The organism is Rhodococcus sp. OK611 (assembly GCF_003050885.1).
Lineage (GTDB): Bacteria > Actinomycetota > Actinomycetes > Mycobacteriales > Mycobacteriaceae > Rhodococcus_G > Rhodococcus_G oryzae.
Map to the genome: position 1 here is coordinate 107,185 of NZ_QAOZ01000007.1, position 24,928 is coordinate 132,112.

General features: G+C 68.8%; 25 protein-coding genes and 2 tRNA genes. 14 read left to right on the top strand and 13 right to left on the bottom strand.

The window, feature by feature from the left end; all coding sequences use genetic code 11:
• Positions 1 to 54 precede the first annotated feature (54 nt).
• From C8K38_RS10485 to C8K38_RS10495, 3 genes are read left to right on the top strand one after another with little or no spacing between them, the layout of a single operon-like run.
• Positions 55 to 2,238, top strand: coding sequence for an MMPL family transporter (locus tag C8K38_RS10485; RefSeq protein WP_373560244.1), 2,184 nt, complete (start codon positions 55 to 57; stop codon positions 2,236 to 2,238).
• A 21-nt stretch (positions 2,239 to 2,259) separates the two neighbouring features.
• Complete coding sequence (locus tag C8K38_RS10490) at positions 2,260 to 2,490, top strand: YgaP family membrane protein (RefSeq protein ID WP_097211429.1); 231 nt, start codon at positions 2,260 to 2,262, stop codon at positions 2,488 to 2,490.
• A 28-nt stretch (positions 2,491 to 2,518) separates the two neighbouring features.
• On the top strand, positions 2,519 to 2,923 hold the full coding sequence (locus C8K38_RS10495) for a DUF302 domain-containing protein (protein WP_097211430.1): 405 nt from the start codon (positions 2,519 to 2,521) through the stop codon (positions 2,921 to 2,923).
• Here C8K38_RS10495 and aroQ read toward each other — a convergent pair.
• The 6 genes from aroQ to C8K38_RS10525 form a co-directional block, all read right to left on the bottom strand.
• Entirely contained in the window at positions 2,903 to 3,367 is a 465-nt protein-coding gene (aroQ, locus tag C8K38_RS10500; protein ID WP_097211431.1) for a type II 3-dehydroquinate dehydratase, read from the bottom strand. The genes C8K38_RS10495 and aroQ overlap by 21 nt on opposite strands.
• Before the next feature lie 95 nt (positions 3,368 to 3,462).
• The gene (clpX, locus tag C8K38_RS10505) at positions 3,463 to 4,743 is read right to left on the bottom strand and encodes an ATP-dependent Clp protease ATP-binding subunit ClpX (protein ID WP_077042099.1); all 1,281 of its coding nucleotides are present in this window, start codon (positions 4,741 to 4,743) and stop codon (positions 3,463 to 3,465) included.
• 310 nt (positions 4,744 to 5,053) lie between these two features.
• Positions 5,054 to 5,716, bottom strand: a complete 663-nt coding sequence (locus C8K38_RS10510; RefSeq protein ID WP_027499880.1) for an ATP-dependent Clp protease proteolytic subunit — start codon at positions 5,714 to 5,716, stop codon at positions 5,054 to 5,056.
• Positions 5,717 to 5,762: 46 nt separating this feature from the next.
• The gene (locus C8K38_RS10515) at positions 5,763 to 6,407 is read right to left on the bottom strand and encodes an ATP-dependent Clp protease proteolytic subunit (RefSeq protein ID WP_257017433.1); all 645 of its coding nucleotides are present in this window, start codon (positions 6,405 to 6,407) and stop codon (positions 5,763 to 5,765) included.
• 91 nt (positions 6,408 to 6,498) lie between these two features.
• A complete protein-coding gene (gene tig / locus C8K38_RS10520) occupies positions 6,499 to 7,854 on the bottom strand; it encodes a trigger factor (RefSeq protein WP_097211538.1) in 1,356 nt (451 codons plus the stop codon).
• 78 nt (positions 7,855 to 7,932) lie between these two features.
• Positions 7,933 to 8,009 (bottom strand) — tRNA-Pro (locus tag C8K38_RS10525).
• 200 nt (positions 8,010 to 8,209) lie between these two features.
• Between C8K38_RS10525 and C8K38_RS10530 the strand changes: the two genes are divergently transcribed.
• Positions 8,210 to 8,283, top strand: a tRNA-Gly gene (locus C8K38_RS10530).
• A 63-nt stretch (positions 8,284 to 8,346) separates the two neighbouring features.
• Here C8K38_RS10530 and dinB read toward each other — a convergent pair.
• The 3 genes from dinB to C8K38_RS10545 all read right to left on the bottom strand — a co-directional run bounded on the left by dinB (position 8,347) and on the right by C8K38_RS10545 (position 11,105).
• A complete protein-coding gene (dinB, locus tag C8K38_RS10535; protein WP_097211432.1) occupies positions 8,347 to 9,597 on the bottom strand; it encodes a DNA polymerase IV in 1,251 nt (416 codons plus the stop codon).
• A 27-nt stretch (positions 9,598 to 9,624) separates the two neighbouring features.
• Positions 9,625 to 10,206 carry a GNAT family N-acetyltransferase gene (locus C8K38_RS10540; RefSeq protein ID WP_097211539.1) on the bottom strand — a complete coding sequence of 194 codons (582 nt, stop codon included), beginning with the start codon at positions 10,204 to 10,206 and terminating at the stop codon, positions 9,625 to 9,627.
• Positions 10,207 to 10,292: 86 nt separating this feature from the next.
• Positions 10,293 to 11,105, bottom strand: a complete 813-nt coding sequence (locus C8K38_RS10545; protein ID WP_097211540.1) for an AraC family transcriptional regulator — start codon at positions 11,103 to 11,105, stop codon at positions 10,293 to 10,295.
• Positions 11,106 to 11,188: 83 nt separating this feature from the next.
• Between C8K38_RS10545 and C8K38_RS10550 the strand changes: the two genes are divergently transcribed.
• Together C8K38_RS10550 and C8K38_RS10555 are read left to right on the top strand one after the other, a co-directional pair.
• A complete protein-coding gene (locus tag C8K38_RS10550) occupies positions 11,189 to 11,599 on the top strand; it encodes an SRPBCC family protein (protein ID WP_097211433.1) in 411 nt (136 codons plus the stop codon).
• A 98-nt stretch (positions 11,600 to 11,697) separates the two neighbouring features.
• A complete protein-coding gene (locus C8K38_RS10555) occupies positions 11,698 to 12,537 on the top strand; it encodes a hypothetical protein (RefSeq protein WP_097211434.1) in 840 nt (279 codons plus the stop codon).
• Positions 12,538 to 12,608: 71 nt separating this feature from the next.
• Here the strand turns inward: C8K38_RS10555 and C8K38_RS10560 are convergent, their stop codons facing one another.
• On the bottom strand, positions 12,609 to 13,406 hold the full coding sequence (locus C8K38_RS10560) for an Fpg/Nei family DNA glycosylase (RefSeq protein ID WP_097211435.1): 798 nt from the start codon (positions 13,404 to 13,406) through the stop codon (positions 12,609 to 12,611).
• Entirely contained in the window at positions 13,407 to 13,880 is a 474-nt protein-coding gene (locus tag C8K38_RS10565; RefSeq protein ID WP_077042121.1) for a ribose-5-phosphate isomerase, read from the bottom strand.
• Between the two features lie 62 nt (positions 13,881 to 13,942).
• Here C8K38_RS10565 and C8K38_RS10570 point away from each other — a divergent pair, with 62 nt between their 5' ends.
• Complete coding sequence (locus tag C8K38_RS10570) at positions 13,943 to 14,815, top strand: M48 family metallopeptidase (protein ID WP_373560245.1); 873 nt, start codon at positions 13,943 to 13,945, stop codon at positions 14,813 to 14,815.
• Here the strand turns inward: C8K38_RS10570 and C8K38_RS10575 are convergent.
• The gene (locus C8K38_RS10575; RefSeq protein WP_097211542.1) at positions 14,812 to 15,135 is read right to left on the bottom strand and encodes a hypothetical protein; all 324 of its coding nucleotides are present in this window, start codon (positions 15,133 to 15,135) and stop codon (positions 14,812 to 14,814) included. The two genes, C8K38_RS10570 and C8K38_RS10575, sit on opposite strands and share 4 nt — an antisense overlap.
• A 113-nt stretch (positions 15,136 to 15,248) precedes the next feature.
• On the opposite strand from C8K38_RS10575, the gene C8K38_RS10580 reads away from it, so the two are divergent.
• The 3 genes from C8K38_RS10580 (at position 15,249) to C8K38_RS10590 (ending at position 18,329) form a co-directional block, all read left to right on the top strand.
• A complete protein-coding gene (locus C8K38_RS10580; RefSeq protein ID WP_097211436.1) occupies positions 15,249 to 15,887 on the top strand; it encodes a TetR/AcrR family transcriptional regulator in 639 nt (212 codons plus the stop codon).
• Between the two features lie 181 nt (positions 15,888 to 16,068).
• On the top strand, positions 16,069 to 17,271 hold the full coding sequence (locus C8K38_RS10585) for an LLM class flavin-dependent oxidoreductase (RefSeq protein ID WP_257017434.1): 1,203 nt from the start codon (positions 16,069 to 16,071) through the stop codon (positions 17,269 to 17,271).
• Positions 17,268 to 18,329 (top strand): alcohol dehydrogenase catalytic domain-containing protein, encoded by a 1,062-nt coding sequence (locus tag C8K38_RS10590; RefSeq protein ID WP_097211437.1) that lies wholly within the window; start codon positions 17,268 to 17,270, stop codon positions 18,327 to 18,329. The genes C8K38_RS10585 and C8K38_RS10590 overlap by 4 nt, the downstream gene beginning before the upstream one ends.
• 68 nt (positions 18,330 to 18,397) lie before the next feature.
• Here the strand turns inward: C8K38_RS10590 and C8K38_RS10595 are convergent, their stop codons facing one another.
• Positions 18,398 to 19,009: a DsbA family oxidoreductase gene (locus tag C8K38_RS10595; RefSeq protein ID WP_097211438.1), complete on the bottom strand. Its 612-nt coding sequence runs from the start codon at positions 19,007 to 19,009 to the stop codon at positions 18,398 to 18,400.
• A 213-nt stretch (positions 19,010 to 19,222) separates the two neighbouring features.
• Between C8K38_RS10595 and C8K38_RS10600 the strand changes: the two genes are divergently transcribed.
• The 4 genes from C8K38_RS10600 to pepN all read left to right on the top strand — a co-directional run bounded on the left by C8K38_RS10600 (position 19,223) and on the right by pepN (position 24,863).
• Entirely contained in the window at positions 19,223 to 20,455 is a 1,233-nt protein-coding gene (locus C8K38_RS10600; RefSeq protein ID WP_097211439.1) for an NAD(P)/FAD-dependent oxidoreductase, read from the top strand.
• Between the two features lie 104 nt (positions 20,456 to 20,559).
• Positions 20,560 to 20,961, top strand: coding sequence for a YciI family protein (locus C8K38_RS10605; RefSeq protein WP_077042125.1), 402 nt, complete (start codon positions 20,560 to 20,562; stop codon positions 20,959 to 20,961).
• Positions 20,958 to 22,205 carry an RNA polymerase sigma factor gene (locus C8K38_RS10610; RefSeq protein ID WP_097211440.1) on the top strand — a complete coding sequence of 416 codons (1,248 nt, stop codon included), beginning with the start codon at positions 20,958 to 20,960 and terminating at the stop codon, positions 22,203 to 22,205. Before C8K38_RS10605 ends, C8K38_RS10610 begins: the two co-directional genes overlap by 4 nt.
• Before the next feature lie 81 nt (positions 22,206 to 22,286).
• The gene (gene pepN / locus C8K38_RS10615) at positions 22,287 to 24,863 is read left to right on the top strand and encodes an aminopeptidase N (protein WP_097211441.1); all 2,577 of its coding nucleotides are present in this window, start codon (positions 22,287 to 22,289) and stop codon (positions 24,861 to 24,863) included.
• Positions 24,864 to 24,928: the final 65 nt, after the last annotated feature.

The following is a 24,928-nucleotide window of genomic DNA, read 5'->3' on the forward strand; positions in this document are numbered from 1 at the left end:
TATGGTCGATTCATACCGAGCAGATACCCCCCAGGGCATATCGAGGAGATTCGCATGACGAGCAACACGGCCGAGGTGGACAAAACCCGGGCGCTGAGAGCGGGCGGCGACGGCCCGCCGCCGATCGCGTCGACTGGGGGACTCCTCGGCCGACTGGGCGCGGCGATGGTCGGACGCGCCCGGTGGGTGTTCGGCATCTGGCTGATCGCCCTGGTGGCGCTCGGCGCCGCCGCGCCGTCGGTGTTCACCTCGCTGGCCGGCGCCGGCTGGCAGGCCAACGGCTCGGAATCCGTGCAGGTCCGCGAGCTCGCGCAGGAGCACTTCGGTGGGAACTCCTCCGCCGCGGTGCAGGTCGTCGTGCACTCGGACACGCTCGCGGTCGCCGATCCGCAGGTGCAGCAGGTCCTCGCCGACGCCACCGCGGTGTTCGCCGATGATCAGCGGTTCGGCGAGGTCATCGCCCCGCAGCCCGGCATGTCGATCAGCCCGGACGGGCACACCGGCATCCTGATCGCGGGGGCGAACGCGGGCACCGACGACATGGTCAAGGCCGTCGACGAGCTCAAGGGCGAACTGGGCGCACTGTCCACGAATGAGATCGAGGTCTACCCCACCGGCGCGTCCGCGCTGTGGAGCGATTTCAACAAGGCCAATCACGACGCGATGATCCAGGCGGAGATGCTCTCCTGGCCGGTCACGCTCGCGATCATGGTGCTGGCGTTCGGGTCGCTGGTTGCGGCGGGACTGCCGCTGTTGCTGACCATGGCGGGCCTGATCGCCTCCGCGGGCGGGCTGGTCCTGCTCAACACGGTCACGCCGATCTCCGTGTGGGCCATGAACTTCGCGATGATGTTCGCCCTCGCGCTCGGCATCGACTACGCGTTGTTCATCGTGTCGCGATTCCGGGATGCGCTGAGCAAGAGCGGCGACCCGCGCGCGGCGGTCGCCGAGACGATGGACACCGCGGGCAAGGCCGTCGTCCTCTCGGGACTGACCGTGCTCGTGAGCCTGTCCGCGGTGCTGCTGGTCCCGGCGCCCGCGGTCCGGACGATGGCCGTCGGCATCATGCTCGCCGTCACCTTCGTTCTCGCGGCCACGCTGACCCTGCTCCCCGCCGTGCTCGGCAAGCTCGGCACCAAGGTCAACGCAGGCGCGCTCCCGTACGCCAAGCGGCAACAGCACCGCTCCCCCCCCTTCGCCGCGTGGGGCAACCTCCTGCACCGCCACCCGTGGCCGTTCGCGATCGGCTCGCTGCTGATCCTGATCGCGCTGTCCCTCCCGGTGCTCGGCCTGAAGGTCGCGATGCCGTCGATCGAGGTGGTCCCCTCCGACGCGCCGGTCCGGCAGGGCTACGAACTCGTCCAGGAACAGCTGGGCGAGGGCGCGCCAGGAATGCTGCAGATCATCGCCCCTGCATCGGAGGCCGAGGCCACGGCCGGCGCCGCGGCCGCCGTCGACGGAATCGCGATGGTCACCCCGCCGCAGCCGGCGATCGACGGCTCCGACCACGTGATGCTGCAGGCGATACCGGGCGTCGACCCCTCCGACGAGTCGATGGGTTCGATCCTCACCCAGCTGCGGTCCGAGCTGCCCGAGCAGGCCATGGTCGGCGGCGCACCTGCCGAGAACCTCGATCTGCAGCAGGCGCTCAACGACTACCTGCCGCTGATCGTCGGCATCATCCTGGTGCTCGGGTTCCTGCTGCTGCTGGTCGCGCTGCAGGCCCCGCTGATCGCCATCCTTGGCACCGTGGTGAGCCTGCTCTCGACCGCCGCCGCGTTCGGCGTCGCCAAGCTGATCTTCCAGGACGGACACGGGGCGGGACTGCTCGGCTTCACCCCGCAGGGCTTCCTGGACGGATGGGGGCCGGTGTTCTTCTTCGCGATGATCTTCGCCATCGCGATGGACTACACAGTGTTTCTGCTGTCCACCGCGAAAGAACACTACGAGCGATCCGGCGATCCGAAGGTCGCGCACGTGGACGGCCTCGCACACTCCGGCCGGGTGATCGCCGCCGCGGCGGCGGTGATGGTCGCGGTGTTCTTCACCTTCGCCCTCGCGGATCCGCTTCCGCCGAAGGAGATGGGCATCATCCTGGGCGTCGCCGTCCTGCTCGACGCGGTCCTCATCCGCCTGGTCCTGCTGCCGGTGCTGCTGCGACTGACCGGGCACGCCGCCTGGTGGTCGCCCGCCTGGCTGCGCAGGGTGCTGCCCGACATCAGCTTCTCGCACGGCTGACCCCAGAAAGGAGATCCCCCCATGGCTACATTTCCCCGCCACCACGGATGGACGGTCGAGCGGCTGGTTCCGCTCCTCGCAGGCACCATGGTGCTGCTCAGCGTCGCGCTCACCCTCGCGTTCTCGTCGTGGTGGCTGATCCTCACCGGATTCGTCGCCGCGAACCTGCTCTTCTATGCGACCGTCGGATGGTGCCCGGCCAGCCTGCTGATGCAGCGGCTCGGTATCACACGACTCGACGAACCCGCGTGAACACCCCGATCCAGAACGGAGACAACTCATGAACCTGGCACTCTCGACGACACTGCAAGCTTCCTTCGCCGATGCGGTCGAAAGGACCCGAAAGGCCCTACAGGAACAGGGCTTCGGCGTGCTCACCGAGATCGACATGCGCGCGACGCTCAAGGCGAAGCTCGACGTGGACATGGAGGACTATCTGATCCTCGGTGCGTGTAACCCGCCGCTGGCGCACCGCGCGGTCACCATCGACCGGCAGATCGGATTGCTGTTGCCGTGCAACGTGATCGTTCGCTCCGATCCCGATACCGACGGCACCGTCATCGTGGAGGCGATGAATCCCGAACTGATGGTGCAGGTCACGGGCGAACCCGCGCTCGAGGCCGTGGCCGAGGAGGCGGGCGCCCGCCTGCGGGCCGCGATCGCCTCAGTCGGCGACGCCTCCTGACCGCCGTTGCCGTCGACAGATCCAGTCGACGGCAACGCGGTAGCCCTCCGGCCCGAGGCCGCACACCACGCCGTCGACGACCGACGACACGAGGGACCGGTGCCGGAACTCCTCGCGACCGTGGATGTTGCTGATGTGCACCTCGACCACCGGCACCCCGAGCGTGGCGATGGCGTCGCGCAGCGCCACGGAGGTGTGCGTATAGCCACCCGGATTGATCACCACACCCGAGGCCCAATCGCGGGCCTCGTGGATCCAATCAATCAGTACGCCTTCATGATTGGACTGGCGCGCATCGATCTCACGGCCGTACTCGGCGGCGACCACGCGGCACATGGCCTCCACGTCGTCGAGGGTGGCGAACCCGTACACCTCGGGCTCGCGCTGCCCGAGCAGATTCAGGTTGGGTCCGTTGAGCACGAGGATCGAGCCTTCGGTCGCCATACGGGTCACGCTAGCTCGCGAACGACCCCGACAGACGGAGAACGGCCGGTGGGAATCCCACCGGCCGTTCTCCGTCTGCTGTGTCGTTGTGCTGATTACGCCGACTTGTCGCGACGTTCCGGCCGCTCGGGCTTGCGCGGGACGATGGTCGGCAGCACGTTGTCGTTCACCGTCTCGGCCGTCACGACCACCTTGGCGACGTCGTCGCGGCTCGGGATGTCGTACATCACCGGCAGCAGGACCTCTTCCATGATGGCGCGCAGGCCGCGGGCACCGGTGCCGCGCAGGATCGCCTGATCCGCGACGGCCTCGAGCGCGTCCGGGGAGAACTCGAGTTCCACCCCGTCCATGTCGAACAGCCGCGTGTACTGCTTGACCAGAGCGTTCTTCGGCTCGGACAGGATCTGCACGAGAGATTCCTTGTCCAGGCTGGTCACCGAGGCCACGACCGGGAGACGGCCGATGAACTCCGGGATCAGGCCGAACTTGATCAGGTCCTCGGGCATCACCTCGGCGAAGTGATCCTGGGTGTCCAGCTCGGCCTTGGAACGCACCTCCGCCCCGAAACCGATGCCGCGCTTGCCGACCCGATCGGAGACGATCCGCTCGAGACCCGCGAACGCGCCCGCAACGATGAACAGCACGTTGGTGGTGTCGATCTGGATGAATTCCTGATGCGGATGCTTGCGCCCACCCTGCGGGGGCACGCTCGCCTGGGTGCCCTCGAGGATCTTCAGCAGAGCCTGCTGCACACCCTCGCCGGACACGTCCCTGGTGATCGACGGGTTCTCGCTCTTGCGGGCGATCTTGTCGACCTCGTCGATATAGATGATGCCGGTCTCGGCGCGCTTGACGTCGTAGTCCGCGGCCTGGATCAGCTTGAGCAGGATGTTCTCGACATCCTCGCCGACATAGCCCGCCTCGGTGAGTGCTGTCGCGTCGGCGATGGCGAACGGAACGTTCAGCATCTTCGCCAGCGTCTGCGCGAGGTAGGTCTTGCCACAGCCTGTCGGGCCGAGCATCAAGATGTTCGACTTGGCCAGTTCCACGGTCTCGCCGCGGGCGTCGCGACCCTTGTCACCGGCCTGGATGCGCTTGTAGTGGTTGTAGACCGCGACCGCGAGCGTGCGCTTGGCCGCGTCCTGACCGATCACGTAGTTCTCGAGGAAGTCACGGATCTCGGCCGGCTTGGGCAGCTCGTCGAGCTTGACCTCGCTCGACTCGGCCAGCTCTTCCTCGATGATCTCGTTGCACAGGTCGATGCACTCATCGCAGATGTAGACCCCTGGTCCCGCGATGAGCTTCTTCACCTGCTTCTGACTCTTGCCGCAGAAAGAGCACTTCAGCAGGTCGCCGCCGTCACCGATGCGTGCCATCTCGTCAGGTCCCTACTTCCTTCTCAGCGTGGTGACCATCCCCCGCCCGAGCGTGTGAGTCGTCGCGACCCACATCCCTGGGCGGACAAAAGCCCCTGATGTGACCGTACCCGTAGTTTCGGAACGAGGTCGACCAGTTGCCGATGATTCAACTCGGCGCAGCCGAGGTGAAACTCCGACGACCGGTGCCACCCCGATTCCGACCGGGGGTCCCAGCCTGACCGGTCGGCTCCCCGACACGCAACATCCGAACGAACGCGGCGTGTCGCGGAGCCCGACCGTCTTCTGTCGACCCGGAGGCCGACGACCGCTACTTCTGGGCGGAGAGCTTCCGGTACTCCAGCACGTCGTCGATGATCCCGTACTCCTTGGCCTCCGCGGCCGTGAGGATCTTGTCGCGATCGGTGTCCTTGCGGATCACCTCGGCGTCCTTGCCGGTGTGCTTGCTCAGCGTCGACTCCATGAGCCGGCGCATCCGCTCGATCTCGGCGGCCTGGATCTCCAGGTCGGAAACCTGGCCCTGTATGCCGCCCGTGGACGGCTGGTGGATCAGCACGCGCGCGTTCGGCAGTGCCAGACGCTTGCCGGGGGTGCCAGCCGCGAGCAGCACCGCCGCCGCCGACGCCGCCTGCCCGAGGCACACGGTGGTGATGTCGGCCCGGACGTACTGCATGGTGTCGTAGATCGCCATCAGCGAGGTGAACGAGCCACCGGGCGAGTTGATGTACATGGTGATGTCGCGATCGGGATCGAGCGACTCGAGCACCAGCAGCTGCGCCATCACGTCGTTCGCCGAGGCGTCGTCGACCTGCACGCCGAGGAAGATGATGCGCTCCTCGAAGAGCTTGTTGTACGGGTTCGACTCCTTGACGCCGTAGCTGGAGTGCTCGATGAAGGAAGGCAGGATGTAGCGCGACTGAGCGCCGGCCGGTGCCTGGCCGCCGAGTGCACGGGGATCGAAGAGGTTGGTCATCAGTTCTCCAAGATGGTGTGGACGGGAGGTCGGGGGCGGTGGCGGGTCAGTTGCCCGCGCCGCCGGCCTGCCGTGCGCGGGAGACGACGTGGTCGACGAAGCCGTACTCGAGCGCCTCGGTCGCCGTGAACCAGCGGTCCCGGTCGGAGTCCGCGGTGATCTGCTCGACCGTCTGGCCCGTGTGCTCGGCGATGAGCTGAGCCATCTCACGCTTGGTGTGCGCGAACTGCTCGGCCATGATCGCGATGTCGGACGCGGTTCCGCCGATGCCTGCGGACGGCTGGTGCATCATGATCCGCGCGTGCGGCAGGGCGTAACGCTTGCCCTTGGTTCCCGCCGAGAGCAGGAACTGGCCCATCGAGGCGGCCAGACCCATGCCGAACGTCGCGATGTCACACTCGGCGAACTGCATGGTGTCGAAGATCGCCATGCCCGCGGTGACCGAGCCGCCGGGCGAGTTGATGTAGAGGGAGATGTCCCTGGTCGGATCCTCGGCCGAGAGCAACAGGATCTGCGCGCACAGCTTGTTCGCGATGTCGTCGTCGACCTGGGTACCGAGGAAGATGATGCGTTCCCGAAGCAGGCGCTCGAACACCGAGTCGCTGAGATTCAGACCAGAGGTGGCTGAAGTCATGGCGGGGCCCAACGAAGCCCCCGGGTTCTGTGAAGTCACGGTACCTGCCTTCTCCATAACTGAATTCGATGATTCTTGACACTGACACTAACGAACAGGGACGGCCCCGGAGTCCCGGTGCCGTCCCTGTTCGCTATTGGCGTGAAATCTAGCTCTCGTCCGCGGCCTCGGCCTCGTCCGACTCCGGGCTGCCGAACAGCTCCTTGGTGTCGACGGCCGCGCCGGAGGTGTCCGTGACGGTCACCTGGTCGACGACGGTCGCGAGCGCCTTGCCGCGTCGGACGTCGGCGAACACGGCGCCGAGCTGACCGGCCTGCTGGACCTGCTGGATGAACTGATCCGGCGAGATGCCGTACCGCTGGGCCTGGAAGATGATCCGCTCGGTCAGCTCCTGCTGGCCGACCTCGGTGCCTGCCTCGTCCGCGATCGCGTCGAGCAGCAGCTGGGTCTTCACCGACTTCTCGGCGGCCTCGGTGGCATCCTTGTCGAACTGCTCGCGGCTGGTGCCCTGCGCCTCGAGGAGAGCGTTGAGCTGCTCCTCGTCGTGGTCGAGGCCGTGCACGGCCTCGTGCAGCTGCGCGTCGACCTCGGCCTTGACCACGGTCTCGGGCAGCGGGACCTCGATGGTCTCGAGCAGCGTCTCGAGGACCTTGTCGCGGATCTGGCCGGCCTGCTCGACCTTGGCGACCCGGCCGACCCGCTCGCGCAGGTCGTCCTTGAGTGCGTCGAGGGTGTCGAACTCGCTCGCCAGCTGGGCGAACTCGTCGTCGGCCTCGGGCAGCTCGCGCTCCTTGACGGTGCCGACGGTGACCGTCACGACGGCCTCCTTGTCGGCGTGCTCACCGGCGACGAGCTTGGTGGTGAAGTCCTTCGACTCGCCGGCCTTGAGCCCGACGATCGCCTCGTCGAGACCCTCGATCAGCTGGCCCGAGCCGACCTCGTGGGACAGGCCGGACGCGGTCGCCTCCGGGACGGCCTCGCCGTCGATGGCGGCCGACAGGTCGATCGACACGAAGTCGCCGTCCTGGACGGCGCGCTCGACACCGGTGAGGGTGCCGAAACGCTGACGCAGCGACAGCAGCTGCTCGTCCACGGCCTCGTCGGTGATCTCGACGGGCTCGACGGTGACGGCGAGGGTGCTGTAGTCGGGCAGGTCGATCTCGGGGCGGACGTCCACCTCGGCGGTGAACGCGAGCAGCTCACCGTCTTCGATCTTGGTGATGTCGATCTCCGGCTGGCCGATCGCCTTGACGCCTGCGGTGGTCACGGCCTCCGAGTAGCGCCCGGGAAGGGTGTCGTTGACGACCTGCTCGAGCACGGCGCCGCGGCCGACGCGGGCCTCGAGGAGCTTGGCCGGGGCCTTGCCCGGACGGAAGCCGGGGAGACGGATCTGCTGCGCGAGGGCCTTGTACGCCTTGTCGAAATCGGGCTTGAGCTCCTCGAAGGGCACCTCAACGTTGATACGGACCCGCGTCGGGCTCAGCTGCTCGACGGTGCTCTTCACGGACATGCTCCTTCGTGTGGTCTTGCTCGTTGCGTCGCGGCCCTGATCTTCAGTTCCGCGCTGTTATGACGTTGTCCCTGGTCGGGGTGACAGGATTTGAACCTGCGACCCTCCGCTCCCAAAGCGGATGCGCTACCAAGCTGCGCTACACCCCGTTAGGTCCGCGACACGACGACCACGCGGAAGATCCGTGTGGCTGCCGCCGTGGTGAATCCTACGGGTCACCAGTTCGTGAAATTCCCGGCCACCCGATTTGGCGGATCTCCGGCCACCCGATTGGCGAATCCTGAACTGGGTTGGGTACAGTCTCTCAACGCAGACGACATCGATGGCGATCCCAAGTTGTCGTGTGCACGGGGATGTAGCTTAGTGGTAAAGCCTCTGCCTTCCAAGCAGATGATGCGGGTTCGATTCCCGTCATCCCCTCCACGATGTACCAGCCCACCAGGCCTTCGCCGGGTGGGCTTTTTCGTGCCCGAGTGCAGGTGTGCGCTAGTCGGGCAGGATCGGCACCGTGACACCCTGATCGCGGCCGAGCAGCACCGCCCTCGTGACGGCGGCCGAGCCGAACCGGTCCCGCAGGCTGTCCAGTGTGGTGTCGAGAGAGCTGCTCGAGGGCTCACCGAACGGCAGCGTGAGTTGTTCCGCCCCGCCGTTCTCCAGGTTCGCGAGCGCCACCCCGACCAGGCTCAGGCCGCGATCGTGGATCGTGGGCATCGCCGCGGCCAGCAGGCCGCGCGCCTCGGCCAGCAGTACCGCTGTCTGCGAGGTGGCCTGCCCGAGGGTGTGCGAGCGGGTGACCCGGGTGAAATCGTCGAAACGCAGCCGCAGCACCACCGTCCGGCAGACCCGGTCCGCCGCCCGCAGTCGCTTTGCCACCCGATCGACCAGCGCGACGAGTGCCGCCTCGATGTCCTCCGGCGACTTCGGCCTCCGCCCCAGCGCATGCTGCGCTCCGATCGACCGCCTGCGACGCCCGACCTGGACGCGCCGCGGGTCACGTGCCCAGGCAAGCGCGTGGAGGTGCCTGCCCGCCGCCTGCCCGACCACCGACATCAGTTCGCGTTCGGAGATCTCCGCGATCTGCCCGACGGTGCCGATCCCGTAGTCACGCAGCTTGCGTGAGGTGACGGCGCCGACTCCCCACAGTCGCTCGACCGGCAGCGGATGCAGGAACGCCAGCTCGCGATCGGGCGGCACGAGCAGCAGCCCGTCCGGCTTGCCCACCGCACTGGCCACCTTGGCAAGGAACTTGGTCCTCGCGACGCCCACCGTGATCGGCAGCCCGACCCGCTCGCGCACCTCCGCCCGGAGCCGGGCCGCGATCTCGACGGGGGTCCCTGAGACCCGCCGCAATCCCCCGACGTCGAGGAACGCCTCGTCGATCGACACACCCTCGACCAGCGGAGTGGTCTGCCGGAAGACCTCGAACACGGCACGGCTCGCTTCCGCGTACGCGGACATCCGCGGCCGGACGACCACCGCCTGCGGACACAGTCGCAGCGCCTGCGCCCCACTGCCCGCCGTGCGGACCCCGTAGGCCTTGGCTTCGTAGCTGGCGGCGAGGACGACTCCCCCGCCGACGATGACCGGCCTGCCCCGCAGCGACGGGTCGTCTCGCTGCTCGACCGAGGCGTAAAAGGCATCGAGATCGGCATGCAGGATCGTGGCCTCGGTCCGGGCAGGCTCGGAGCCCGGGCCGGCGGGCGAGGGCGGAAACGCTGCACGATCGGACACGAACATATGTTCGCATCGGGCACCGACAGTCCGCTACCCCCGCGGCCCCCGATGCATTCGCCACACCTCGGGTCCATGGTCGATCGTGATGTGCCCTGCGATCGAGAACCCGTGACGCTGGTACAGAGGCAGGTTTCGGCGGGTCGCCGTATCCAGCCACACTGCGTGGCCCTCGCGGTCCATCTCCGCGAGCCCGGCGGCGAGCAGATCGCCGCCGAGCCCACGCCCCTGCGCGCCACGGGCCACCCCGATCGTCGCCAGAAGCCAAGCGTCATCCCAGGAGCCCATTGTCGACATCCGCTCCTCCGCGTCCATCATTCGGACGAACCGGTCCCCGTGCAGCTCGGCAATGGACGCGAGAACCGATTCGTCAGGAGGCGACACGTCGGGAGGAATGAAAGCGACCACGCCGTTCCGGTCGGCGTCGATATACCCGAGGCCGTGCGGCAGGGCCATGTGTTCGAGATACAACCGTTGAAGCTCGGTCACCCGCTCCTCGTGCGAATCGGCTTGGACGCACCACGTCGTCCAGGGATAGTCGGCGAAAGCCTCCCCGAGAACAGACGCTGCGCGGTCCAGATCTTCTGCCACCAACGGCCGAATCGAGATTTCCATACCGCACTTCATCACGATTCACAGTCCCGACGAAAGTGATTATTCGGACATGGACCCGATGTGACGGGGCGACGCTCGGCGAGCGCTTAGACAGGCGACAGCAGCGCTCGCACCGCGCCCGGGGTTCGGCCCAGGTGGGCGCGCATCGTCCTGGTCAGGTGGGCCTGATCGGCGAACCCGAGGTCCGCGGCGAGCCCGGCGAGGTCCCGCTCCCCTGCCTCGAGCCGAGCCAGCGCCCGGCCCACACTGACCCGGTTGCGATACCGGGTGACGGAGACGCCGGTGACTGCGGTGAAGTGTCGACTCAGCAGGAACGGCGACACCCCCAGCGCGCCCGCCAGCGGGATCAGCCCGTCGGATCCGGGGGCTTCGTCGAGGATCGCCTCCCTGGCCGTCGCGACCAGCGCCCGGCCGCGCGGGCCGGACCGGATCCGCGCCGGTCCAGCGTCGTCCGCCACGCGCTGAACCACCTCCCCGACGAGCCCCACCAGTTCCTCGGCGACCGCGAACCCGACGTCGCCGCTCGCCGCCGCCCTGAGCAGCCGCCGATGCCACAGCTCCACCCGGGCGTCGACGTAGAGGTCCGCGGCGGGCGCCGCCCCTTGGTCGCCCGCGATCGAGTGCCACAGCTCGGCGCCGATGTCGATCGAGGTACAGAGGTCGCCGCCGACGGGATGCGCGAACCGCTCTTCCTGGCCCGGTCGGCCGAGGTAGGCGGTGGTCCGGTCCAGCACCGATTCGGCTCCGTCGGCCCGTCGCAGGAACCGTCCCGCTCGCACGAGCACCAGCCGGTGATCGTCGTGGCACTCCGGGCCCGACCACGCGGCGTGCTCGCCGGCACAGGTGACCGCCCAGGCACTGAACTGGGGCGACTCCGCGATCCGCGCCGCCGATTGCATGAGGAAAACGCTACGCGCGGCCACCGACACGGAACCGCAAAAATGTTCAAGACGATCGGACCGGCGGAGGGCACCCTCAGGTCATGGCATACATACGCACCGAAACACTCGTCGACACCTCCCCCAAGCGCGCATGGGATGCGCTTCGCGACTGGGGCGCGCTGCACGAGCGCCTGGCCGCCGGGTTCGTCACCGACACCACCATCGACGGGGGCGACCGGATCGTCACGTTCGGCGACGGCTCGGTTGTCCGCGAACGCCTGGTCGCGCTGGACGAGTCGGCCCGCCGCCTGTCGTGGTCGATCGTCGACGGGCCCTACGAGCATCACAACGGGTCGGCCCAGGTGTTCGCCGAGAGCGATGGCCGCACCCGATTCGTCTGGATCGCGGACGTGTTGCCGGATGCACTGGCGGACCGCACCACGGCCATGATGGAGCTCGGCACCAGCGCAATTCGCCGAACCCTCGAGGGAGACCGGGTGCGCGGCGGATAGCCGACGGACTCGAGGGCGGCAGTTCCGCGGACGGCGGGCCCCGCTGGATCGCCGGTAGGCTGGGACTCGTCCGATTTGTCCCCATGGGAAGGCCCCCAGTGGAACTCCTCCTGATCCTCGCCGTCATCGGTGTCGTCGTGTTCCTGGTCATGAAAAGCCAGAAGCGCTCCGTCGGCCACACCGCCACCCAACTCGAGGACGCCAAAGCGGACGCGCGCCAGGCAATCGAGCGGCTCGGCGGCCAGGTCTACAACCTGACCGGCACCGACATGGCCTCGAAGCAGGCCCTCGCCGACGCGTCCGAGCGCCACATCGCGGCCGGCTCGCAGATCGACCAGGCCAACAGCCCGGCGCAGGCCCGCCTCGCGAAGCAGACTGCGCTGGAAGGCTTGTACTACATCCGGGCCGCGCGAACCGCGATGGGTTTGGACCCGGGACCCGAGGTCCCGAGCATCGACGGCCAGCGCGCCGCGGGCGAGGTGACCGAGAACCGCGACATCGAGTTCGAGGGCCGTCAGGTCTCGGCTTCCCCGAACCCGTCCCCGCGCACCCCCAACTACTACCCGGGCGGTCGCGTCGCGGGTCGGCCCGTCCCTGCCGGCTGGTACTCCGAGCCGTGGTGGAAGCCGGCGCTCGTCGCAGGCGCGTGGGGCGTCGGCTCGATGTTCCTGTTCTCCGCGATGTTCGGCGGCATGGCCGGTGTGCCCTATGACGCGCAGGCCTTCGAGAGCGGCGCCGGCGACGGGAGCGACGCGGGCGGTGGCGATGCGGGCGGCGATGCCGGTGGCGACGGTGGCGATGGCGGTGGAGACGCCGGTGCCGACGCCGGTGGTGACTCGGGCGGCGGCGACTGGGGTGGCGACGCCGGTGGCGGTGACTGGGGCGGTGGCGATTTCGGCGGCGGCGACTTCGGCGGCGGCGACTTCGGCGGCTTCTAGGACCTGCTCTACGAACTTCGGCAGGATTTCACCCGCTTTCCGGGCGAAATCCTGCCGAACTCGTATAAGCCTCAGACCGACTGGCAGGTCGGGCACCAGAACAGGTTGCGCGCCTTCATGACCGAGTGAGCGATCGGTGTGCCACACACGCGGCACGCCGATCCCGTTCGGCGGTACACGTAGGTACGCGGGCGATCCTTGGCGTAGGCCGGCTCGCCGTTGTCGTGCTCGGGGCGCACCACGTGCATTTTCCCCCGCCGGACACCGACCTTCATCAGTGCGACGAGGTCGGTCCACATGGCATCCCATTCGGTCGCGCCCAGCCGCGCGCCGGGGCGGTTCGGGTTGATCCCGTGCCGGAACAGCAGCTCGGCCCGATAGACATTGCCGACCCCGGCGATCACCTGCTGATCCATCAGCAGTGCGCCGATCGCGGTCTGCGACTTGGAGATACGGCGCCACGCCCGCGCGGGGTCGGCGTCGGGACGCAACGGGTCGGGGCCCAGCCGGTCCTCCAGCGCGCGTAGCTGGGGCTCGTCATAGATCTCGCAGGCGGTCGGCCCGCGCAGGTCGGTGCCGATCTCGGCCCCGACCATCCGCATGCGGACCTGGCCCACCGGCGTGCCCATGGGCAGCGGGAGATCGGTGAACTTGCCGTACAGCCCGAGGTGCACGTGCACGATCTGGCCCGACTCGTAGTGGTGCAGCAGGTGCTTGCCCCACGCCTCGGCCCGGACCAGGACCCGGCCGTCGACGCTCGCCGCGCCGGACTCGAACCTGCCCTGCGGGCTGGACACACGAACGGGAGCACCGGCGAAGTGTCGCTGGTGCTCCCGTGCGAGGCGGTGGAGAGTGTGACCCTCGGGCACTCAGGCCTCGGGCAGGGCCGGCGGCACGCCGGTGCGCTCGTACTCCGACAGGATGTCGATGCGCCGCTGGTGCCGCTCCTCGCCCGACCACGGGGTCTCGAGGAACGCGTCGACGATGGCAAGGGCCTCCTCGAGCGAGTGCATCCGGCCGCCGATGCCGATCAGCTGCGCCTTGTTGTGCTGGCGCGCGAGCTGGGCGGTCTCCACGCTCCAGGCCAGGGCGCAGCGGGCGCCGGGCACCTTGTTCGCGGCGATCTGCTCGCCGTTGCCGCTGCCGCCGAGCACGATGCCCAGGCTGCCCTCGTCCTCGACCACGCGGCGCGCGGCCTCGACGCAGAACGCCGGGTAGTCGTCCACGGCGTCGTACACGTGGGCGCCGCAGTCCACGGCCTCGTGGCCGTTCGCGGTGAGATGGTCCTTGATCTGGTTCTTGAGCTCGAAGCCTGCGTGGTCGGCACCTAGGTATACGCGCATGTGTCGATTCTGACAGGTCGGCGCGGCGACCCCCGACCCGACCACGAATAGGGTTTGTCCACATGGAGCAGTTCCCACCCACGATCACGCATCACTCGCCCGTCCACCCCGCGCCCGGGTACGCGCCGCCGCAGATGCTCCCGCCGCGAGGGCTCTCCCCGTGGGGTATGCCGATCCGGCACCACCTCGAGATCCCGCTGCTGATCCTGGCGATCGCGACCACCGTGGCGGCCTACCTGGTGTCGATCGCGCTGATCGCCTCGGGCGCGCTGGAGCCGTGGGTCATCATCGTGCTGCTCGCACCGATCCTGCTCTTCTTCGCCCGCGGGCAGATGTACGCCGCGCAGCGCGTCAACGGCGTGAAGATGACGCCGACCCAGTTCCCCGATGGGTACCGGATGCTGGTCGAGGCGGCCGCGCGGTTCGGCATGCCACAGGTTCCCGACGGCTATGTCGTCCTCGGCAACGGTCAGATCAACGCGTTCGCGTCCGGTCACGGCTTCCGGCGGTACGTGGTGGTCTACAGCGACCTGTTCGAGATCGGCGGCCAGGCACGCAATCCCGACGCGCTGGCGTTCATCATCGGACACGAGGTCGGGCACATCGCCGCGGGCCACACCTCCTACTGGCGCCAGCTGGGCATGTTCGCCTCCAACTACATCCCGGTGATCGGGTCCTCGCTCTCCCGCGCGCAGGAGTACACCGCCGACAACCACGGGATCTGTAACCGTCCACACGGCGCACCGGGGGCGATCGGCGTGCTCGCCGCGGGCAAGTACCTGATGAGCCTGGTCGGGTTCGACGAGATGGCCGACCGGGCCCGCACCGAGCGCGGGTTCTTCCCCTGGCTGGTGAACATCCTGTCCGGACACCCGGTGCTGACCTGGCGCGCCGCCGCCCTGCGGGACCGCTCGCGGCACGGCCGGGTGTTCTAGCCGGCGACCTGCTCGCAGTGTGCGCGGACCGCGCGGTGGTCCGGATCCACCCAGCCCTTGGACTCCGCATAGTCGATCATCGCCACGAACCGGGGCAGCCAGCCCTCGCCGCGCAGGGGGTGACTGCGCACCGCCCCCTCGAGGACGCCGATGTCGAGCCAGACGTGGTCGCCGTCCACGGTGCCCCATGCGCCCAGCGCGGCGGCGGCCCGTTCCCGGTCGCGATCGCCCAGCACGGTGACCGCCAGACTGGTGAACTCGTCGACCCCCGTCAGTTCCACCGTCGCCTCGGCCTCGCGAAGGTCCACCTCGAGCTGCATCTCGTACCCGCCTCTACCCAGGACCGACCACACAATTGGATCAGTTGATTGAATCGTTGAGCCCATTTGATGCCATGCCCCCACCCATGTCAAGGGTGTGCGAAACTCTCGACATGTCCACCCCGAACCAGAACCGTCAGGGCAACGCCACCCGAATGCGCCTGGTGAAGACGGCCGAAAAGCTCTTCGCCGCCCAGGGTGTGGACGCCGTGTCGATCCGGGCCGTCAACTCGGCCGCCGGGCTCGGGCCTGCCTCGGTGCACTACCACTTCGGCTCGAAGGACGACCTGCTGGCGGCGGTCCTCCTCGATCTCGGCGGCGCGGTCCGCGACCAGATCCGGATCAACGTAGACCGACTCGCCGCATCGCCCGTCCCCCCGACCGCGGACGACCTGGTTCGGGCCGTCACCGAGCCCTACCTCGAACTCGTACTGCGACAACGCGTCCGGGGCATGCGGTGGGTCAAGATCATCGCGCAGATCTCCCAGGAAGGCCACCCGGCCCTCGAGGCCGCGGGCCAACAGGTCAACGAGAGCCTGCTCGATCAGGTCCGCCGCGCATATCCACACTCCGACCCGGACCGCCTCCCGCTCCGCTGGGCGATCTCCGTGATGGGCTTCCTCCAGGCTCTGGGCCGGGCCGACGAGTGGAGCCACGGCGCCGGCCGTCTCTCCCCCGAGGACCTGACGAGCTTCTACGAGGACCTCGTCGTCTTCGTCGTCGGCGGCGCCGACCGACTGCTCGGCTCCTGACCCACCGACAGGGAACCGGAAATCCGCACCTCCGCACGAGTGTCCACTCAGCGGGAGATTTTTGGATCAGTTGATCCAGTTCGGTGATAGAACTGCGGTCAGGCGGATGTGATGCCGCTCACTCTGAACGGCCGGCCGCCCTCGACTCCTCCCCCGGAGGCCGGCACCCACCTGCAAGGAGATGACGCTCGTGTGGACCACCGATTCGATCAACTTCGGCGCCTTCCTCGCGCCGTACCACCCGCTGAACGCCGATCCCGCGCTGCAGCTGCGCCGCGACATCGACCTCATGGAACACCTCGATCACCTCGGATTCGACGAGGCGTGGATGGGTGAACACCACTCCACCGGCGCCGAGATCGTGCCCGCCCCTGACCTGTTCATCGCAGCGGCCGCGGAGCGGACCGAACGGATCCGGTTCGGCACCGGGGTCACCTCGCTGCCGTACCACCACCCGCTGATCACCGCGGACCGGATCACGCAGCTCGATCTGCAGACGCGCGGCCGGCTGATCTTCGGCACCGGCCCCGGCAAGATCCCGCTCGACGCGCACATGATGGGGATCAACCCCTCGGACCAGCGCCGGATGCAGGGCGAGGCCCTCGAGGCGATCCTCGCGCTGCTGCGCGGCGAGGTCGTGAACATGGAGACGGACTGGTTCACCCTGCGTGATGCCCGCGCGCAGCTGCCCACCTACAACCCGGCCGGCATCGAGATCGCGACCGCCTCGACGATGTCCCCCAACGGATCGGTGCTCGCGGGGACCCACGGCCTCTCGCTGCTCTCGCTCGCCGCCAGCTCCCCCAGCGGATTCGACGTCCTCGATCGCAACTGGAACGTCTACGAGAAGGTCTGTGCCGAGAACGGGCACGTCGCCGACCGGTCCACCTGGCGGCTGGTCAACCCGATGTTCCTCGCCGAGACGCGGGCGGACGCGGAGCGCGCGGTGAGCCGCCGGATCGACTCGATGGCCGCCTACGTCAACCGGCAGACCGGCCAGAACCCGGACTGGGCGCAGACTCCCAAGGAGATCATCGATCAGTGGCGCAATGACACCCTCGGCGAGTTCGGTCAGGCCATCATCGGCACCCCGGACGAGGCGATCACGCAGATCGAACGACTGATCGAGAAGACCGGCGGCTTCGGCACCATGCTGATCCTGCACGTCGACATGGCGAACTGGGAGGACACCAAGCGCAGCTACGACCTGTTCGCCTCCGAGGTGATCCCGCACTTCAAGAACCGCAACGGAGGCCGTGAGGCCAGCCTCCAGTTCGCCGAGGACAACCGCGACTACCTGCTCGGCGGCCTGATCGGCGCGATCACCAAGGCACACACCGACTACTACGGCCAGCCCGCCGAGACCGCAGGAGCACAGGCATGAAGGCAGCACAGTTCAGCGACGGCGCGTTCACGGTCACCGAGGTCCCGGACGCACCCACCCTCGCACCCGCTCAGCTCCGCATCGACGTCACCGCCTGCGGCATCTGCGGCAGCGATCTGAGCATGTCGAAGGACCCCTGCCGGTTCGTGCACGTCGCCGAGAACGCCGGCTACCCGCTGGCCACCTTCGACACCGACCGGCCCGTCGTCCTCGGCCATGAGTACGCGGGCATCGTGTCCGAGGTCGGTTCCGCCGTCACCGATTTCGCCGTCGGCGACCGGGTGGCGGGCATCGGGCTGGCGACCGACACCACGACCGGCATCCCGAAGATCATCGGGTACTCCAACGAGTACCACGGCGCGTTCGGCGAGCACATCGTCGTCGACGCGTTCTGGGTCCGGCACGTCCCCGAGAGTCTCTCGCTCGAGCACGCCACTCTCGCCGAACCGTTGCACGTCGGCGAGATGCACATGCAGCAGTCCGGCCTCACCCCCGCCGACTCGGCACTGGTGATCGGTTGCGGCACCATCGGGCTCGGCGCCATCGTCGCGGCCAAGGCCCGCGGGGCGCAGCTGGTGATCGCGTCCGAGCCGTCGCCGAAGCGGCGCGAGCTCGCCGCGAAGATGGGCGCCGACATCGTGGTCGACCCGAACGAGCAGGACCCCATCGAGCTGTGGAACCAGATGGTCGCCGAGGGCAACACCCTCGTCGGTCAGGCGGGCGCGGGCATTCTGATCGCCTACGAGTGCAGCGGCCGCGCCGGAATCCTGGGCACCCTGATGCACACGATGCCGTTCAACTCGCGGATCCAGGTGCTGGCGGCGCCGTTCGGCGACGAGACGATCATTCCGGTGGTCGGACAGTTCCGCCGTATCGCGATCAACTTCGGCCACGGCCCGTACGAGAACGCCTACGACATCACCCTGCAGCGGCTGGCCGACGGGGAGATCGACGCCGAGTCCATCATCACCGGCCGGGTCGGACTCGAGGGTGTCGCGGACGCGTTCACCGCGCTGCGCGACCCCGAAGAGCACGTGAAGATCCTGGTGCTGCCCTAGGCGGCTCCGCCGCCCGTGCGCGGTTGACGAGTGCAGGGACTCGTCAACCGCGCACGGGCGCGTAGCGCCTACTCGAAGGAGGGGTCCTCGGTCCGGGTGCGCTTGAGCTCGAAGAAGTGTGGGTACGACGCCAGCGCGACGGTGCCGTCCCACACCCGTCCCGCGTCCTCGCCGCGCGGGATGCGCGAGAGCACCGGACCGAAGAAGGCGACGCCGTTCACGTGGATGGTCGGGGTGCCGACATCGGGACCGACGGCATCCATCCCGGCCTTGTGGCTGCGACGCAGGTCCTCGTCGTGCGCGTCGGTGTCGGCGGCCGAGGCCAGGTCGGCGGGCAGGCCAACCTCGGCCAGCGCCTCCGCGATCACAACCGGGAAATCCTTGTTGCCCTGATCGTGGATCCGGGTCCCCATCGCGGTGTACAGCGGCAGCAGCACCTCGTCGCCGTGCTCCTTGGCCGCGGCGATCGCGACCCGGACCGGACCCCACGCCTTCTCCATCATCGCCTGGTATTCCTCGGGCAGATCGCGCCCCTCGTTCAGGACCGCAAGGCTCATGACGTGGAAGTTCGCGTCGATGTCACGGACCTTCTCGACCTCGAGGATCCAGCGCGAGGTGATCCAGCACCACGGGCAGAGCGGGTCGAACCAAAAATCGGCGGTATCCCTGGTTTCACTCACGGGCTGCTCCCCTGTCTTCTCGTCGCGGCTGTCGGCGCGCTCGTCTGGTGGGGACCCGTCGCCGACGGGTCCATTCGTAGGCAACCACCGATCGGACCGAATGCTTCCCGGCCGAGAAGCCCCCTACCGGATGACGGTCGGCAGTAGGGTCGACAGCAGCGCCATCAGGACCGTTTTCGTCACAATGCAGTGTCTCGAACGGAGTGTGAGGACATGTCACCGAACCGTACGTTCGTGATCGTCGGCGGCGGGCTCGCCGGAGCGAAGACCGCGGAAGCCCTGCGCGAGAAGGATTTCGACGGCTCGATCGTCCTGCTCAGCGCGGAGGACCACCTCCCCTACGAGCGGCCACCACTGTCCAAGGAACACGTGGCGGGCAAGAAGGCCCTCGCCGACTTCACCGTGCATCACGGCGACTGGTATCGCGACCACCACGTCGACCTGCGGCTCGGCACCACCGCCACCGCCCTCGACCGCGACGCCCACGAGGTACGACTGCCGGACGGCTCGACGCTCGGCTACGACAAGCTCGCGCTGGCCACCGGTTCACGCTCGCGGCGACCGCCGATCCCGGGTTCCGACGCCGCAGGGGTGCACTACCTGCGCACCATCGAGGAGTCCGACGGCCTGATCGGCGCGCTGGAGGCGGATTCTCGCCTGGTCGTGATCGGCGCCGGGTGGATCGGACTCGAGGTCGCCGCCCAGGCCCGCGAGCGCGGTGTCGTCGTCACGGTCGTCGAGTCCGCGACGCTGCCGCTGCTGGGGTCCCTAGGCCCCGAGATGGGCACGGTCTTCGCGGAACTGCACCGCGAGCACGGAGTCGACCTGCATTTCGAGGCCACCGTGGAGGAGATCACCGCCGACGCCGGTCGGGTCACCGGGGTGCGCCTGGCGACTGGCGAAGTGCTGCCCGCCGACGCGGTGCTGGTCGCGGTCGGGGCGCAGCCGAACGTCGAACTCGCCGAGCAGGCCGGGCTCGCAGTGGACGGCGGGGTGCTCGTGGACGCGGGCATGACCACGAGCGACCCCGACATCGTCGCGGTCGGCGACATCGCGGCGCAGCAGCACCCGGTGCTGGGCACCAGGATTCGCGTCGAGCACTGGGCGAACGCCCTCAACCAACCCATCGTCGCCGCGGCGACGATGCTCGGCAGGCCCGCCGAGTACGACAACCTGCCCTACTTCTTCACCGATCAGTACGACCTGGGCATGGAGTACGTCGGCTACGCACCGACCGGCGGGTACGACCGTCTCGTCGTGCGGGGCGACGTGACCCGGCGCGAGTTCGTCGCATTCTGGCTGGGCGGGGACAACAGGGTGCTGGCAGGCATGAACGTCAACGTCTGGGACGTGACCGACGCCGTCAAGAAGCTGATCACCGCGGGCGAGCCGGTCGACCCGGCCCGCCTGGCCGACGAGTCGACACCGCTCGACCAGATGGTGTGATCTGAATCACACCATTCTCCCGCAGAAGAGTGTCGGGAGAGCCTGCCCGGCTCCGTCCTACCCATGAGAGCGCCACGGGGCGCACCCGACCGAAGGAGCCGACGATGAAGTACATGCTGATCAAGACGTACAGCGAGGCCGCGTACTGCGATTCCCCGATCCACGAGTGGGAGCCGAAGGACATCGAGGCGCACATCGACTTCCAGCGCGCGCTCGGCGAGCAACTGGCCGCATCCGGCGAACTGGTCGAGGCGCAGGGGCTGGCCGGGCCGGACCAGGCACGCATCGTCAGCTCCGACGGCCGCTCCGCGCCGGTGGTGACCGACGGGCCGTTCCCGGAGACCAAGGAATTCCTGGCCGGTTACTGGATCGTCGACGTGGACAGCGCCGAGCGGGCGGTGGAGATCGCCGCGCAGGCCTCGGCGGCCCCCGGACCCGGCGGAAAGCCGATCGGCGAGTACATCGAGGTGCGCGCGATCATGAGCGCCCCGCCCACCGATCAGTGACCTTCCCACCCTCCGGCGACACCGAGGACCTGCTGCGCGAACTCCGGCCGCAGGTCCTCGGTGTCCTCGTCCGACGGTTCGGCGACTTCGCCGCCGCCGAGGACGCGCTCCAGGAGGCGCTTGTCGCCGCCGCCACGCACTGGCCCACCGACGGTCTGCCCGACAATCCACGCGGCTGGCTCATCCAAGCCGCCCACCGTCGCATGACCGACGCCATCCGCGCCGACGCGGCCCGCAGGAACCGCGAGGCCGTCGCCGCCGGGCGGGAGCCGACCCGGCCTGCCGACATCACCACGCCCGATCGGGACGACACGCTCGCCCTGTTCTTCCTCTGCTGCCATCCGGCGTTGTCGCCCGCGAGTGCGATCGCACTGACGCTGCGCTCGGTCGGCGGGCTCACCACCGCCGAGATCGCGCGGGCCTTCCTGCTGCCGGAAGCGACCATGACGCAGCGGATCACCCGCGCCAAGAGGCGGGTGGCCGCCTTGAATCGGCCCTTCGCGGTGCCGGAGTCCGGGCAGTGGCACGAACGCCTCGGCGCGGTGCTGCACGTGCTGTACCTGATCTTCACGGAGGGCCACGCCAGCACGTCCGGCCGACAGGTGCGTCGCGCGGACCTGTCGGCGGAGGCGATCCGACTGACGCGGGCGGTCCATGGCCAGCTTCCCGACGATCCCGAGGTCACCGGACTGCTCGCGCTGATGCTGCTCACCGACGCGCACCGCGCCGCGCGCACCGGCCCACGCGGGGAACTGATCCCGCTCGCCGAGCAGGATCGCAGGCTGTGGGATCGCGAGGCGATCACCGAGGGCGTCCGACTGACCACGGCGGCGATCGGGCACGGGCTGACGGGCCCCTATCGGATCCAGGCCGCGATCGCCGTGCTGCACGCCCAGGCGACGAGCACAGAGGACACCGACTGGGACCGCATCCTCTCGCTCTATCGCCTGCTCGAACGCGTCGCCCCGAACCCGCTGGTCACCCTGAATCTCGGGGTCGCAACCGCCATGGCGCACGGTCCGTCCGCGGGCCTGGACCTGATCGCCGCCCACCAGGACCAGCTGTCGGGCACCCATCGGCTGGCCGCCGTCCGAGCCCACCTGTACGAGATGGCAGGCGATACGCCCAGCGCCGTCGCCGAGTACACCGTCGCCGCGAACAGCACCCCCAGCGTCGCCGAACGGGACTACCTCATCCTGCGCGCGGCCCGCCTGCGCGGCGAAGTCGGGCCTGACCGGTCGTGAGCGTGCGCATCTCGTGATGGGATGGACCCGAGAGGTCAAGCCTCGACACACATCTGTCCCCGATCACGAGGAGCGTCCGACGTGGCCCCACCGAACCTGACCCGCGAGCAGGCAGCACAGCGGTCCGCGCTGTTGAGCGTCGACAACTACCGCATCGAGCTGGACCTGACCGACGGTGACGGCAAGCCCGGCGCGCACACCTTCTCCTCCCGCACCACGGTCACCTTCGGTGCGACGGCAGGCGGCGACACCTACATCGACCTGATCGCGACCGCCGTCCGCAGTGCCACCCTCAACGGCGCTGCCCTCGACGTCACCGGCTACGACGAGTCCACCGGCATCGCGCTGACCGGCCTGGCCGAGCGCAACGAGCTGATCATCGAGGCGGACTGCGAGTACTCGCACACCGGCGAGGGCCTGCACCGCTTCGTCGATCCCGCCGATGGGTCGGTCTATCTCTACTCGCAGTTCGAAACCGCCGACGCCAAGCGGATGTTCGCCTGCTTCGACCAGCCCGACCTCAAGGCCACCTTCGACGTCACCGTGACCGCGCCCACCGACTGGCAGGTCATCTCGAACTCGGCCGTGGTCGAAACCCTCGCCGCCACACCGGGACTGCACCAGTTCCGCACCACCCCGAAGATGAGCACCTACCTCGTCGCCCTGATCGCCGGGCCGTACGCGCGGTGGACCGACACCTACACCGACGAGCACGGCCACATCCCGCTCGGCATCTACTGCCGCGCCTCGCTCGCCGAGCACATGGACGCCGAGCGGTTGTTCACCGAGACCAAGCAGGGCTTCGGTTTCTATCACCGCAACTTCGAGGTGCCGTACGCCTTCGGCAAGTACGACCAGCTGTTCGTCCCCGAGTTCAACGCGGGCGCAATGGAGAACGCGGGCGCGGTGACCTTCCTCGAGGACTACGTGTTCCGCTCCAAGGTGACCCGGGCGTCCTACGAGCGCCGCGCCGAGACGGTGCTGCACGAGATGGCGCACATGTGGTTCGGCGACCTCGTCACCATGACGTGGTGGGACGACCTGTGGCTCAACGAGTCCTTCGCGACGTTCGCATCGGTGCTGTGCCAGTCCGAGGCCACCGAGTACGTCAACGCCTGGACCACGTTCGCCAACGCCGAGAAGTCCTGGGCGTACCGGCAGGATCAGCTGCCCTCAACCCATCCCATCGCCGCCGACATCCCGGACCTCGCCGCGGTCGAGGTGAACTTCGACGGGATCACCTACGCCAAGGGCGCGAGCGTGCTCAAGCAGCTCGTCGCGTATGTCGGGCTCGATCCGTTCCTGGCCGGCCTGCGCGCGTACTTCAAGGAGCACGCGTTCGGCAACGCCACCTTCGACGACCTGCTCGCCGCGCTGGAGCACTCCTCCGGCCGGGACCTGTCCGACTGGGGCGCGCAGTGGCTCAAGACCACCGGGCTGAACATCCTGCGGCCGGAGTTCACGGTCGCCGAGGACGGCACCTTCTCGTCCTTCGCCGTGCTGCAGGGCCGCGCGGAGCCGGGCGCGGGCGAGTACCGCGTGCACCGCCTCGCCGTCGGCATCTACGACGACGTGGACGGCAAGCTGGTGCGCACCGAGCGCATCGAGCTCGATGTCGACGGACCGCGGACCGAGGTGCCCGAGCTGGTCGGGGTCGCCCGCGGCAAGTTCGTGCTCGTCAACGACGACGACCTCACCTACTGCTCGGTGCGGCTCGACCCGGATTCGTTGGCCGTGCTGATCGAGCGCATCGGCGACATCGCCGAACCGCTGCCAAGGACGCTGGCGTGGTCGGCGGCATGGGAGATGACGCGGCAGGCCGAGCTCAAGGCCAGGGACTTCGTCGAACTGGTGCAGCGGGGCGTCGGCGCGGAGACCGAGGTCGGGGTGGCGTCGCGGCTGCTGATGCAGGCACACGCCGCCCTCGGCAGCTACGCCGAGCCCGGCTGGGCGAACGACACCGGCTGGCCGGGCTTCGCGAACCGGCTGCTCGAGCTGGCCAGGGAGGCCGAGCCGGGTTCGGATCACCAGCTGGCCTTCCTCAACTCGCTCACCGCGGCGCGCCTGCAGCCCTGGCACACCGAGGTGCTGCAGGAGTTGCTCGACGCCGATCCGGCGACCGTCGGGCTGCCGGGGCTGGTGGTCGACACCGACCTGCGCTGGCGGTTGGTGCAGGCGCTGGCGGTGGCCGGTGAGGTCGACGCGGACGGCCCCGAGTCGCCGTTCATCGACGCCGAGGCGCATCGGGATCCGACCGCGGCCGGTGCCCGGCAGGCGGCGGCCGCACGGGCGGCCCGGCCGCAGGTGGCGGTCAAGGATCAGGCATGGGCCACGGTCGTCGGCGACGATTCCGTCCCGAACATCACCGCCCGCGCGATCATCGGCGGCTTCGCGGCGCCCGGTCAGGGCGAGCTGCTCCAGCCGTACGTGACCCGGTACTTCGCCGACATCGCCGATGTCTGGACGCGTCGCTCCAGCGAGGTGGCGCAGACCGTGGTCGTCGGCCTGTACCCGGCCTGGTCGATCACCGAGGCCTCCGTCGCGGCGGCCGACGACTTCCTGGCCGGTGACCATCCGCCCGCGCTGCGCAGGCTGGTGGTCGAGGGCAAGGCCGGGATCGTGCGCGCGCTGCGGGCCCGCGCCTTCGACGCCGGCTGACCCACCCCAGGAAACGACGGAAGGTGCCCCTCACGCGGCGAACCGCGTGGGGGGCACCTTCGGTC